Origin of the sequence: Salinicola sp. MH3R3-1, from assembly GCF_001937155.1 — a bacterium.
In the GTDB taxonomy this organism is placed as follows: Bacteria; Pseudomonadota; Gammaproteobacteria; order Pseudomonadales; family Halomonadaceae; genus Salinicola; species Salinicola halophyticus.
Genome location: NZ_MSDP01000007.1, coordinates 257397 through 269061, shown reverse-complemented (window position 1 = coordinate 269061; position 11665 = coordinate 257397). Strand labels below are relative to the sequence as shown.

The window sequence follows — 11665 nt, the reverse complement described above, 5'->3', positions numbered from 1 at the left end:
ACAGGAGTTCATCATGACCACGCCATGCCACCGCACCACGATCCGGCGATCCCGACTCGCACGCGCGCTCCCGGCCCTTTCGACAACAACGCTTCCGTCGATAGCAACGCCTCTCGCGGGCACCTGCACTTTGGCATTGACTCTGGCGCTCTCCGCACCAGCGCAGGCCGATTTCCTGGCGGACAGCACCGCGTCGCTGGAACTCAAGAACTACTTCATCACCCGTGACTACCTCGAGGGAGACACGGACGACAACAAGCGCGAAGAGTGGGCGCAGGGCTTTCTGTTCCGAGCGGACTCCGGTTTTACCGAAGGCCCGGTCGGGTTCGGCGTCGACACCATCAGCATGCTGGGGGTGAAACTCGATTCGAGCCCGTCCCGTTCCGGCACCGGTTTGCTCAAGATCGATGACGATGGCCGCGCCGAGGACAACTACACCAAGTTTGGCGCCACCGCCAAGATCCGTGCCGGCGAGAGCGTGCTGCGCTACGGCTACCTCGAGCCTCGACTACCATCGCTGCGGCCCAATGCCAGCCGACTGTTCACGCAATCGTTTCGGGGAACGCAGATCACCTCGACCGACATCGACGGGCTGGAGCTGACCGCGGGCCAGCTCAACCGCACCCGCCAGCGCGACGAGACCGACTACGAGCCGATGGCGCTGACTCGCAAGAGCAGCGCCTATGGCAAGGCCACCAGTACCCGATTCCAGTTCGTCGGCGGGGAGTACCATCTCGGCAAGCGCGCCCGGCTCGGCTACCACTACGCGCAGTTGGAAGACATCTACCACCAGCACTACGTTGGGCTGAGCGACGGCATCAATCTCGGTTCGGGTCGGCTCGGTGCCGATCTGCGCTACTTCGACGCCAGCGAACAGGGCGCCGCCGAGGCCGGAGAGGTGGACAACCGCGCCATCAGCACGCGACTGCGCTATCGGCTGGACGGGCATAGCTGGAGCGGCGGCTATCAGTCCCAGTTCGGTACCACCCCCTTCACTTATCTCAGCGGTACCAACGTCTACCTGTTTTCCCAGTACCAGATCAGCAACTTCACCGAGACCGACGAGCGGGTCTGGCACGTCCGTTACGACTACGAGTTTTCCCGGTTCGGGCTGCCGGGGCTGACCTTCATGATGCGCTATGCCATGGGCGAGCAGGCCAGCGTCAACGGGTTCGAGGGCGAAGCGCGGGAGTGGGAACGGGACGTCGATATCGAGTACATCGTCCAGGGCGGCATGCTCGAAGGGTTATCGCTGCGCTGGCGCAATGCCGCCCGGCGCGCCAATTTCACCCGTGACGTCAACGAGAATCGCGTGCTGCTCGGCTACACATTGAAACTGTAGCCGAGAAACGCCTCGATCCGGCTCACGGCAGCAGCGTGACGCCGTCACGGAACGCGCGGTCTTCCTGGCCGCGCGTCTCGAGCGTCTCGCGCAATGCCTCGATGAAGCCCCGCGCGATGGGACGTTGCCCCGCCGGCGGCAGGATGCAGGCGTAGGTCAGGTCGGTGGCGGGCGTGATCGGCCGCATCACCGTGCCACTGCCCTCACCGCCAGAACCCATCGTGGCACCGCAGCAGGCCAGATCGAGCAGCCCCAGCCCGAATCCCGCTTCCACGAAGCGCGGCACCAGTTGCGTCGAGCCGACCTCCAGCGCGATGCGGGGCTTGCGCCCGATCCCGTCGAACAGCCGCTCCAGGCGCTGGCGCCAGATCTGTTGCGGCTTGAGGGTGACGAAAGGCGAGTCCGCCAGCGCCTCGACCGGTACCCGGTCGAGCGCCGCCAACGGATGATTCGCCGGCATCAGCACCTGAGTCGTCGCCTGCAGCAAAGGCTCCACTGCCAGCTCGACGATGGCGTTCTCCACCGGCAGCGAGAGCAGGCCGATGTTGTAGCGTCGCGACCCTACCTGGCGCTCGACGTCGAAGCGACTGCCGATATCGATCTTGCAACTGAGCTCGCGACAGCCCTCGCGCAACCGGGCGATCGCCGCCGGCAGCAGCGTGGCACCGATCGGTGCGGAAGTGATGATGCGCAGGCTTTCGACCGTCTGCTGGCGGATCTCGCCGGCGATGGTGGGAATCTCCTCGACGCCGTTGAGAATGTGCTCGGCCTCGCGGTAGAAGCGTTCGCCTTCCAGGGTCAGCAGCAATTTCTGGTGGGTGCGCTCGAACAGCGTCAGCTTGAGCTCCGCTTCCAGCGTGGCGATCAGCCGGCTGGCGGCGGGCTGGCTCAGATTGGCCGCCTGCGCGGCCGCCGATAGCGAGCCGTGCAATACGGTCAGGCGGAAGAGTCTGAGAGCCTTTAGATTCATGCGGGTCAACGTCGCCAGTGGAGCGAAGCGACGAGCCTACCAGAAGTCGGGAAAGAGACACTGCCGCTTTGGTGTAAGGCGCCGAAAGCATGCTTACCAGCAAGACGGCAGCGTGGAATCAGCGCCCCAGCACGATCGCCGCGATCACCCCGGTGGCGACGGCTGCCAGCACATAGTCGCCGTCGATCCGCATCCAGCGATGGCCGTGGGGCGGTTGCGGCAGATGACGTGAATGCCAGTCACGCACCCAGTATCGATCGTCGCGGTAATAGCGGCTGGCAATATGGCCGCCTTCACGCCAATCATGATGGTGATCGCGGTAGCGGCCGTGATCGTGATGATCGTCTCGACCATGGGGGCCGCCGTGATCATGACCATGGGGCCCGTGGTCGCGGCCGCGATCATGACCGGGGCCGGGCCCATTACCGGGACCGTGTCCGTTACCCTGTCCGGGATTGGCCTGGGCGAGACCGCCGGTGCTCAGTGCGGCAATCATGACGCCAATCGTCAGTGCACGATGTTTCATGGAAACCTCCTTACGTCGCCGTCTTCACGAAACGAACAGCGAGTGAGTCCGGGGAATGCACCCAGCTTGACGCAGCAATAAGAAAACAGCGTTCACGAATTGTGCAACTCGCGCCTGACCCTTGCCGATGGGCGGTGCCCGCCGGAAAAGTCGGCGCATGGACCGCAGCGGTTCCCACTTAGCGTGCTAAGATCGCAATCACCTCTTCCTTCGCCCGGACTCGCCGCCCGTGTCAGCCATCCCCGCTCAAACCGCAGCACCCACGCCCTGGCCCACCATCGTGCTGCTGGCGATGACCGCGTTCTGCGCCGCCGCCACCCAGCGAATTCTCGACCCGATGCTGCCGCGTCTCGCCGAGGTCTACACCACCACACTGAGCGCCGCGTCCTGGGCGATCACCGCCTTCGCCATCGTCTACGGCTGTCTGCAGCTGGTGCTGGGGCCGAGCGGGGACCGCTACGGCAAACTGCGGGTGATCTCGCTGTTTTCCCTGCTCGCCGCCGTGGCCAGCCTGCTGTGCGCGCTATCGGGCAGCCTGGCGACCTTGATCGCGGCGCGCATGCTGACCGGCGTGGGTTGTGCCGCGGTGATCCCGCTGGCGATGGCCTGGATCGGCGATAACGTCCCCTACGAGCAACGTCAGGCGGTGCTGGCGCGGTTTCTGATCGGGCAGATCGGCGGGCTGGCCTGCGGTCAGACCTTCGGCGGGCTGGCCGCGGAGCAGGATTGGTGGCAGTGGCCGTTTCTGGTCTATACCCTGCTGTTCGCCGCCGCCAGCGGCTTGCTGTGGTACCGCGCCGGCCGTCACGAACGGCCCCAGAAGCGGGAACGGGAATCGCTCGGCGTGAGCTTGCGTCACGTGCTGCAGAAGCCGTGGCCGCGGGTGGTTTTGATCACCGTGTTCTTCGAGGGTGCGGCGGTCTTCTGCGGGTTCGCGTTCGTGGCCAGCCATCTGCACGTCGCCGGCGGGCTGCCGTTGACCGAAGCCGGGCTGATCCTGGCGGTGTTCGCGCTGGGAGGGTTGAGCTTTGCTCTGCTGGCCCGACGGCTGGTGCCAAAGCTGGGCGAGAGCGGGCTGTGCCAATCGGGCTGCGTGCTGATCGCGATCGCGCTGGCCGCCATCTGCCTGAGGCCAACCCCCGGCGTCGCTATCGTCGGCTGCTATCTGTTCGGGCTGGGGTTCTACATGCTGCACAACACGTTGCAGACCACCGCCACCCAGATGGCGCCGGAGCGGCGTGGCGCGGCGGTGTCACTGTTCGCCACCGCCTTCTTCACCGGGCAGTCGCTGGGCACTGCCATCGGCGGCGGGATCATTGCGCTGTCCGGTACCGCACCGACGCTGGCGCTCGCTGCCGTCGGGGTGCTGCCGGTCGGCTTCGGCTTCGCCTGGCAGATCCGCCGTCGCGACCGCGCGCTGACCGACTATGCTGCCCCTGCCGACCCGACGATCAGGTGACTCCCGTGACCACTACCCTTGTTCACCCTCAACAGGTTCTCGATTTCTGGTTCGAGGAATTGACCCCCAAGGACTGGTTCCGCAAAGACACCGACCTCGACCGCACCATCGCCGAGCGCTTCGGCGACACCCTGGCCGCCGCCGCGCGTTGCGAATGCTGGCATTGGCGCGAGACGCCTTCCGGCCGACTGGCAGAGATCCTGGTGCTCGACCAGTTCTCGCGCAACGTTCATCGCGATACCCCGGAAGCTTTCGCCCAGGACCCGCTGGCGCTCGCTCTGGCGCAGGAAGCGATCGCCGCCGGCGATGACGCCATATTGCCCACGCAGCAGCGTATCTTCGTTTACATGCCGTTCATGCATAGCGAATCGCTCGTCATTCACGACCAGGCGGCGATGCTGTTCGACCAGCCCGGCATGGAAGAGCAGGTCCGTTTCGAGCGACGCCATCGCGAGATCATCGAGCGCTTCGGGCGCTATCCGCATCGCAACGCGATTCTGGGCCGAGCGTCGACATCAGACGAGACCGAGTTTCTGAGCCAGCCGGGATCGGCCTTTTAACGGGTCTTGAGCAGGCGAACTTTCTTTTCGGTCTTCAAACGCGCGATCATGCGGCCCTGACATTCATCAGGAGCCAATCCATGACGCCGACCATCGACCTGTTGCGCAGTCATCGTTCGATTCGTGCCTTCACCGACCGGCCGATCAGCGATGACCAGCGCGAGGCGATCATTGCCGCCGCACAATCCGCCTCGACCTCCAGCTTTCTGCAGTGCTCTTCGATCGTGCGCGTTACCGATACCGGCCTACGCGACAAGCTCGTCGAACTGACCGGTGGTCAGCAGTGGGTCGCGCAGGCGGCCGAGTTCTGGGTGTTCTGCGCCGACTTCAACCGACACCAGCAGATTTGTCCCGACGCCCAGCTGGGTCGCGCCGAACAACTGCTACTGGGCTGCGTGGATACGGCGTTGATGGCCCAGAACGCCATGGTCGCGGCGGAGTCACTGGGCATGGGCGGGGTGTTCATCGGCGGGCTGCGTAACAATATCGCCAGCGTGACCGAGCTTCTGGAACTGCCGAAGTTCGTGCTGCCGCTGTTCGGCTTCTGCGTCGGCTGGCCGGATGCCGAGCCCGATCTCAAACCGCGCATGCCGCAGGCGATGCTGGTCCACGAAAACCGCTACCAGCCGGTCGATCCCGCCGTGCTGGCCGATTACGATGGTCAGATCACGCGCTACTATCAGCAGCGTGACAGCCAGCAGCGGGCCGAAACCTGGAGCGCGATGATCCAGCGCCTGATCATCAAGGAAACGCGGCCGTTCATTCTCGAATATCTGCACAAGCAGGGCTGGGCCACGCGTTAAAACCTATACCTGGCATTAAGTCACGATGAAGCCCACGCAGGCAGCGGTCGCCAGGCCCATCACGCCGTTGAAGATGCGCCAGGCTCGCGGTGTCTTCAACAGCCTGCCGATCGCCATGCCGAAGCCGGCCCAGCAGGAAATGCAGAAAAACCCGACGAACTCCATGAACAGCGACAGCACGGTCGCGTTCAGCAGCAGCGATCCTTCGTGCGGCATGAAGCCGGCGATCAGCGCAATGCCCATCACCCACGCCTTGGGATTGACGAACTGGAACACCGCCGCCTGCCAGGCGTTCAGCGGGCGCGCCCCTTCTTTAGCGGTCAGGTCCGGGGGCGGCGCGGTGGCGATCTTCCACGCCAGATAGAGCAGATAGACGGCGCCGACGATCCTGAGCGTCTGCTGCAGCACCGGGAAACGCTCGAACAGCACGCCCAGACCCAGCGCCACGGCCATGAACAGCGTGAAGCAGCCCGCCATGATGCCGAAGATATGCGGCAGGGTACGGCGATAGCCGTAGAGCGCACCGGAGGCGGTCAGCATCACATTGTTGGGGACAGGCGTACCGCACATCGAGACCGAAAACAGCGCTACCGAGAACCACCAGCCAAGCGACATCATTGGCCACCGCCCGGCGTTTCCGCCCAAGTGAGCGTGAAGCGACGATTGCGCGCGCCACGATTCTTGATGCTGGCGACCTGCACGGCGCCGATCTCCGCGGTCGAGGCGACGTGGGTGCCGCCGCAGGGCTGATAGTCGATGTCGCCGATACGCACCATGCGAATCTCGCCGGCGCCGCGCGGGGGGGCCACCGACATCGTCTTCACCAGCTCGGGATGCGCGTCGAGCTCCGCCTCGCTGATCCACTCGCTGGCCACCGGATAGTCGTCGGCAATCAGCCGGTTGAGGCGTTCGCTGAGCTCGTCCTTGTCGAAGCTGGCCTCACCCAGATCAAAATCCAGCCGGCCGCGATCAGCGCCGATACTGCCACCGGTGACGCCATGGGGCACGATCACGGAAAGCAGGTGCAACGCGGTGTGCATGCGCATGTGGGCATGGCGCCGCGCCCAGTCGATCTGCTGGGTGACGCTCTGCCCTGCCTCCAGCCCATGGTTCGGGTCGAGCAGGTGGTGGACCTGTCCATTGTCGCCCTTGCGCGTGTCATGAACCGTCAAGGTGCGGCCATCGGCGGTGATGAACACGCCCCGGTCCCCCGGCTGTCCGCCACCGTGGGGGTAGAACAGCGTGGCGTCGGTTACCACGACACCGTCATCCCCAATTGCCCCTGTCGTTGACAGCACGGTCGCCAGGCTCTCGCGGGCATAAGGCAGTTCGCGGAACGTCAGGACGGTAGACATCGGACACCTCTTCAGAGAATCAATCGATACCCGGGAATCATTTTTCATAAATCGTATGGGTACAATTTGTTGACTTTGTGGCTTTAAAGCCGAACAATTCGAGCATAACCGCCTTATTTCTTCGGTCAACTCGATTATTGTCACCATGACAATCTGGATCCCTCTACTTCCCGGACATGGCCCCCGCTATCGCGAGCTGGCCGACGCCATTGCCGCCGCCGCTGCCAGTGGCGAGCTGGCGACAGGTGCCAAGCTGCCTCCTCAGCGGCGGCTGGCGGATGCGCTTGGTGTGACCGTCGGTACGGTCACTCGCGCCTACGCGCTCGCCGAACAGCGCGGCGTGGTCAGTGCGCGCGTCGGCAGCGGAACGTATGTGCGTGACGCCGGTGCGCCCCACCAGGCGTTCGACCACGTCCGTCGCGTCGCGCCGGACAGCGGCATCGTCGATCTCAGCCTGTCGCTGCCGCCTCCCCACCCACAGCGCGAGGCATCGCTGGCCCGCGCGATGCACTCCATCCAGCAGGATCCGGCGTTACTGCGCGCGGCGATCGATTATCAACCGGAGGCGGGCCAGAGCTGGCAGCGGACAGTCATTTCGGATTGGCTGGCGACACTGGGCCGCGCGGTGCCCGCCGAGGAGTTGTTGATCAATCAGGGCGGCATGCATGGCATCTTTCTGAGCCTGAGTGCCCTGCTGTCACCCGGCGAACGCCTCGCCGCCGAACGCCTGACCTATCCCGGGCTGATCAGCGGTCTACAACAGCTCTCGCTCAAGAGCGTGGCGGTCGCGCACGACGAGGAAGGCATCGATATCGATGCGCTGGCTCGCGCCTTCGAACAGCAGCCGTTCCGCGCGCTCTACGTCATGCCCGACTGTCACAACCCCACCACCGCGCGCCTCAGCGAGGATCGGCGGCGAGCGCTGGTCAGGCTGGCAAGGGAAAGACGGTTCTGGCTGATCGAGGACGACATCCATCCACAGCTCGATGAGGCACCGCTGACGCCGCTCTATCGGCTGGCGCCGGAGTGCACGGTCACGCTCTTTTCGGTGGCCAAGGTGCTTGGCGGGGGGCTGCGCGTCGGTGCCATGCGTGCGCCACTGGCGCTGCACGGACGGCTGACGGCGGCGTTGCGGGCCCAGAGCTGGATGCCGCCACCGCTGATGGCGTCACTGGTCTGTCGCTGGATCGAGAGCGGCGATGCCGAGACGCTGCTGCGCTGGCAGCGCGACGAGCTCGAGTGGCGTTTCGATCATGCCATGGAGAGGCTGGGGGAGTTCTCCCCGCGCGGTCGCCGCGGTGGGTTCTATCTATGGCTGCCGCTGCCGGGGGAGCTACGCACCAGCCATGTGGTCGCTCAACTCCAGGCGCAGCAGGTCAACGTCAGCACGGCCGAAAGCTTCTGCCTGGGTAGTGTCAGCGCCCCCCAGGCGATTCGTGTCTGTATCAGTGCCGCCGACAGTCGCGAAGCGCTGGAGCGCGCGCTGCAGGTCATCGCCACCACGCTGGGTGATCCGGATCCGATGCTATGGCAGACCGTGTAGATCAATAGCCCAAGCTCGTATCGACTCGATTCTCGAGCGGCCGGTCGTCAAGGTAACGCTCGACATTGGCGAAGAAGAAGCGCAGGCAGCGCGGCACATAATCGGCGTCGTAGAGTCCGCTGTGCGGCGTGACGATCAGGTTGCGCGTGGTCCAGTAGGGCGAATCCGCCGGCAGCGGCTCCTCCGGGAACACGTCGAGTACCGCGCCGCGCAGTTGACCCGCTTCCAGCCGTTTCGCCAGCGCGGCCACATCCAACACCGGGCCGCGGCCGATATTGATCACCCCCGCGCGCGCCGGCATGGCCGCCAGTTCCGCCTCGCCGACGATATCGCGAGTATCGGTGGTCAACGGCAGCGTGATCAGCAGAAAATCGGCGTCCGCCAGCGCTTCCTTCAGCCGGCTTTGCGGCAGACTGACATCGGCGAGGGCGTGATCCCGGCCCGAACGGCTGACGCCGATCACTTTCAGATTCAGCCGCTTGGCCGCCTCGGCCGCGGCGCTGCCCAGCGCCCCCATGCCCAGGATCACCACCGTCTTGCCGTCGATGGGTTCGAGCGCGCTCTGCGCCCAGTGTTTCTCGCGCTGTTGGGTCACGAAATCCGGCAGCCGGTTGTTGAGCATCAACAGCGCGGTCATCGAGAACTCCCGGGCCCGCACCTCATGATTGCCCTTGGCATTGGTCACCAGTACCTCGGCGGGCAGGCGGTCCAGAGGAATTCGATCGACCCCGGCACTGGTGATATGGATCCAGCGCAGTTTCGGTGCCCGTGCCGCCACGTCGGCGATATCCAGCTTGCCCACCAGAATCAGCACCTCGGCATCGGCCAGCGCCGCATTCAGCGCAGTCTCGTCGTGGCTGAAACTCAGCGCGATACGCGATCCCAGACCCTCGAACTCCGCCAGAATGCCGAGGACGCGCTCGTCGGCGAAGTCCTTCGATTGCCGAAAATCAGGGTCGGTGTAGATATGGATATCGAGAGCGGTGGACATGGGCATTCCTTATGCGGTTCACATCTGTTCGGGCATTGTATGACAATCGGGCGGATCGCCGGATCATCACCAAGGGTTACCGCAAAATCCCGTAGCCGGCAAATCGTCACTCGCCGAATCGATTAGAATTGCACCACTGCACTCACACCCGACTTGTTGCCAAGGACCCGCCATGCCTGCCCTGATCCGCCGCCCCTTTGTCTTCCTTCGCCACGGCCAGAGCACCCGCAATCTCGAACGTCGCATCGGCGGTCAGCATGACGTGGCATTGACGCCTCAGGGCGAAGACGAAGCGAAGCGCGCAGGCGGGCTGCTGGGGGACATCGACTGGTCGCTGGCGGTGTCGAGCCCGCTGCAACGCGCCTACCGCACCGCCGAACTGGCGCTGGGCCGCGCGCCGGACCGGATCGTTGATGGGCTGATGGAACGCCACTGGGGAGACCTCGAAGGCCAGCCGATTCCCGCGACGATCCCTTACATGAGCACGCCGCCAGGTGGCGAATCCTGGGACGCGTTCGTCGAGCGCATCGCCGCCACGCTCAATGCGCTGCTCGAAGAAGCCGAAACGCCGCTGATCGTCGGCCATTCGGGGCTGATCCGTGCTGTGCGTGGCCTGACCCACGGCAGTCCGGCCGGACCGCGCTCGGCCAATGCGATCCCGCTGTGGATTGCACCGGAAGGCACAGAAAACTGGATCATTCGCCCCTTCGAGCCGGCTGACGGGTTATCGGCTTGGCGCTGACTAACCATTAGCGTTGACCCCTGCCCCGATACAAATGATAATGATTCGCTTTAATCAACTAGAAGAAAAGCGATCATGGGGTTATTACTGGGCCGCCGAAACGCGTGGGACACACTCGGGCTCTGGCTCAGGGTTTGGCTCCGGCTCTGGCTCGGAATCTGGCTCGGTACCGGCTGGCTGACGAGCACGGCGCAGGCGACAGAGTATCCGGTGACAGTGACCGATCTCGCCGGGCGCGAGGTAACCCTTGCCGCCGCCCCCGAGCGCCTCTTTCTCGATAATCCGCGACACCTCTTTGCCCTCGCGGCACTGTTGCCCGATCCCGTATCACGCATGAGCGGCTGGCGCGGTTCGCTGGAGAGCTTCGACCCCGTGGCGCAGGCGCGTTTCGCTGCGGCCTTTCCCGCCCTGTCCGATTTGCCGACGCTGGGCAACAACGGCAATGCCATGCCCAGCGCCGAAGCGCTGATCACCCTCGATCCGGATCTGATCGTCACCGATATCTCGCGCCATGCCGAGCTGCGCCAGACACCGCTGCTGGATCAACTGGCGGCGTTGCAGATTCCGATCCTGTTCATCGATTTCCGCGAGCATCCTCTCGACGACACGCAGCCCTCGCTCGAGCTGCTGGGCCAGGCGCTGGATGCAGAATCGCGCGCCTCCGCCCTGATCACGCGACTGCAGTCGGAGACCGCCGCTGTCGATGACTGTCTCGATGCCGTCACCCGGCGGCCCAGCGTGCTGATCGATATCGCCCCGGGGCTCAAGGTCGACTGCTGTCGCAGCAACTTCGATTCGGGTCTTGCTGACCTGGTCGACCATGCCCGGGGCGACAACATTGCCGCCGGCATGAGCCCGGGCACCGAAAACGTGCTCAACCCCGAGACCATCCTCGCGCGCGATCCCGACGTGATCATCGCCACCGCCGCCCAGTGGGCCAAAAGCGGCTCGATTCGGGCCGGCTTCGGTGTCGCGGAAAGCGATACCCAGGGCGACATGGCCGATGTCGTGGCCCGCCGACCGGGTTGGTCGGCGCTATCGGCGGTCAACGACGGCGGCTTCCACGCGATCTGGCATGGCTACCACCAGGGGCCGTTCTCGGTGGTCGCCCTGCAGGCCATCGCCGGCTGGCTGCATCCGCAGCAGTGCGGCGCCCTCGATCCGGCAGCGACACGACGCGAACTCTATCGAGACTTCATGCCGATCACCGTCGACGGCACGTTCGAGACGACCTATCGCGCGGTTCCTTCATCACCACACTCATCACCACACTCATCGCCAAATTCATCGCCACATTGAACGCTCGCCTTCGTCGCGGGCCACGGCCAAAACGTCAGTCAGAAAAACGATAATTCGAACCAGGGAACCCACGCC

12 protein-coding genes are annotated in these 11665 nt (G+C 64.7%); 7 read left to right on the top strand and 5 right to left on the bottom strand.

The window, feature by feature from the left end; all coding sequences use genetic code 11:
- Positions 1-130: 130 nt before the first annotated feature.
- On the top strand, positions 131-1342 hold the full coding sequence (locus tag BTW08_RS05900; protein WP_210403196.1) for an OprD family porin: 1212 nt from the start codon (positions 131-133) through the stop codon (positions 1340-1342).
- 22 nt (positions 1343-1364) lie between these two features.
- Here BTW08_RS05900 and BTW08_RS05895 read toward each other — a convergent pair whose 3' ends face one another.
- Together BTW08_RS05895 and BTW08_RS05890 are read right to left on the bottom strand one after the other, a co-directional pair.
- Complete coding sequence (locus tag BTW08_RS05895) at positions 1365-2312, bottom strand: LysR family transcriptional regulator (protein WP_075561581.1); 948 nt, start codon at positions 2310-2312, stop codon at positions 1365-1367.
- 118 nt (positions 2313-2430) lie between these two features.
- Positions 2431-2838: an RcnB family protein gene (locus tag BTW08_RS05890; RefSeq protein WP_075561580.1), complete on the bottom strand. Its 408-nt coding sequence runs from the start codon at positions 2836-2838 to the stop codon at positions 2431-2433.
- A 229-nt stretch (positions 2839-3067) separates the two neighbouring features.
- Between BTW08_RS05890 and BTW08_RS05885 the strand changes: the two genes are divergently transcribed.
- The 3 genes from BTW08_RS05885 to nfsA all read left to right on the top strand — a co-directional run bounded on the left by BTW08_RS05885 (position 3068) and on the right by nfsA (position 5660).
- Positions 3068-4297: an MFS transporter gene (locus tag BTW08_RS05885; protein ID WP_083627704.1), complete on the top strand. Its 1230-nt coding sequence runs from the start codon at positions 3068-3070 to the stop codon at positions 4295-4297.
- A 5-nt stretch (positions 4298-4302) separates the two neighbouring features.
- Complete coding sequence (locus BTW08_RS05880; RefSeq protein ID WP_139313585.1) at positions 4303-4857, top strand: DUF924 family protein; 555 nt, start codon at positions 4303-4305, stop codon at positions 4855-4857.
- Between the two features lie 80 nt (positions 4858-4937).
- On the top strand, positions 4938-5660 hold the full coding sequence (nfsA, locus tag BTW08_RS05875; RefSeq protein WP_075561578.1) for an oxygen-insensitive NADPH nitroreductase: 723 nt from the start codon (positions 4938-4940) through the stop codon (positions 5658-5660).
- A gap of 15 nt (positions 5661-5675) precedes the next feature.
- Here the strand turns inward: nfsA and BTW08_RS05870 are convergent, their stop codons facing one another.
- Positions 5676-6278, bottom strand: a complete 603-nt coding sequence (locus BTW08_RS05870; protein ID WP_075561577.1) for a LysE family translocator — start codon at positions 6276-6278, stop codon at positions 5676-5678.
- Positions 6275-7015: an alanyl-tRNA editing protein gene (locus tag BTW08_RS05865; protein ID WP_075561576.1), complete on the bottom strand. Its 741-nt coding sequence runs from the start codon at positions 7013-7015 to the stop codon at positions 6275-6277. Before BTW08_RS05865 ends, BTW08_RS05870 begins: the two co-directional genes overlap by 4 nt.
- Positions 7016-7160: 145 nt before the next feature.
- On the opposite strand from BTW08_RS05865, the gene BTW08_RS05860 reads away from it, so the two are divergent.
- The gene (locus tag BTW08_RS05860) at positions 7161-8558 is read left to right on the top strand and encodes a PLP-dependent aminotransferase family protein (RefSeq protein ID WP_075561575.1); all 1398 of its coding nucleotides are present in this window, start codon (positions 7161-7163) and stop codon (positions 8556-8558) included.
- 1 nt (position 8559) lies between these two features.
- On the opposite strand, the gene BTW08_RS05855 is transcribed toward BTW08_RS05860, so the two are convergent.
- Positions 8560-9549: a D-2-hydroxyacid dehydrogenase gene (locus tag BTW08_RS05855; protein WP_075561574.1), complete on the bottom strand. Its 990-nt coding sequence runs from the start codon at positions 9547-9549 to the stop codon at positions 8560-8562.
- Between the two features lie 172 nt (positions 9550-9721).
- On the opposite strand from BTW08_RS05855, the gene BTW08_RS05850 reads away from it, so the two are divergent.
- Together BTW08_RS05850 and BTW08_RS05845 are read left to right on the top strand one after the other, a co-directional pair.
- Complete coding sequence (locus tag BTW08_RS05850) at positions 9722-10291, top strand: histidine phosphatase family protein (protein ID WP_075561573.1); 570 nt, start codon at positions 9722-9724, stop codon at positions 10289-10291.
- 210 nt (positions 10292-10501) lie between these two features.
- Positions 10502-11590 (top strand): ABC transporter substrate-binding protein, encoded by a 1089-nt coding sequence (locus BTW08_RS05845; RefSeq protein WP_139313584.1) that lies wholly within the window; start codon positions 10502-10504, stop codon positions 11588-11590.
- Positions 11591-11665: the final 75 nt, after the last annotated feature.

Coding starts and splice junctions, on each gene's coding strand:
- BTW08_RS05895 (WP_075561581.1), bottom strand. CDS start 2,312: ATGAATCTAAAGGCTCTCAGACTCTTCCGCCTGACCGTATTGCACGGC.
- BTW08_RS05890 (WP_075561580.1), bottom strand. CDS start 2,838: ATGAAACATCGTGCACTGACGATTGGCGTCATGATTGCCGCACTGAGC.
- nfsA (WP_075561578.1), top strand. CDS start 4,938: ATGACGCCGACCATCGACCTGTTGCGCAGTCATCGTTCGATTCGTGCC.
- BTW08_RS05870 (WP_075561577.1), bottom strand. CDS start 6,278: ATGATGTCGCTTGGCTGGTGGTTCTCGGTAGCGCTGTTTTCGGTCTCG.
- BTW08_RS05865 (WP_075561576.1), bottom strand. CDS start 7,015: ATGTCTACCGTCCTGACGTTCCGCGAACTGCCTTATGCCCGCGAGAGC.
- BTW08_RS05860 (WP_075561575.1), top strand. CDS start 7,161: ATGACAATCTGGATCCCTCTACTTCCCGGACATGGCCCCCGCTATCGC.
- BTW08_RS05855 (WP_075561574.1), bottom strand. CDS start 9,549: ATGTCCACCGCTCTCGATATCCATATCTACACCGACCCTGATTTTCGG.
- BTW08_RS05850 (WP_075561573.1), top strand. CDS start 9,722: ATGCCTGCCCTGATCCGCCGCCCCTTTGTCTTCCTTCGCCACGGCCAG.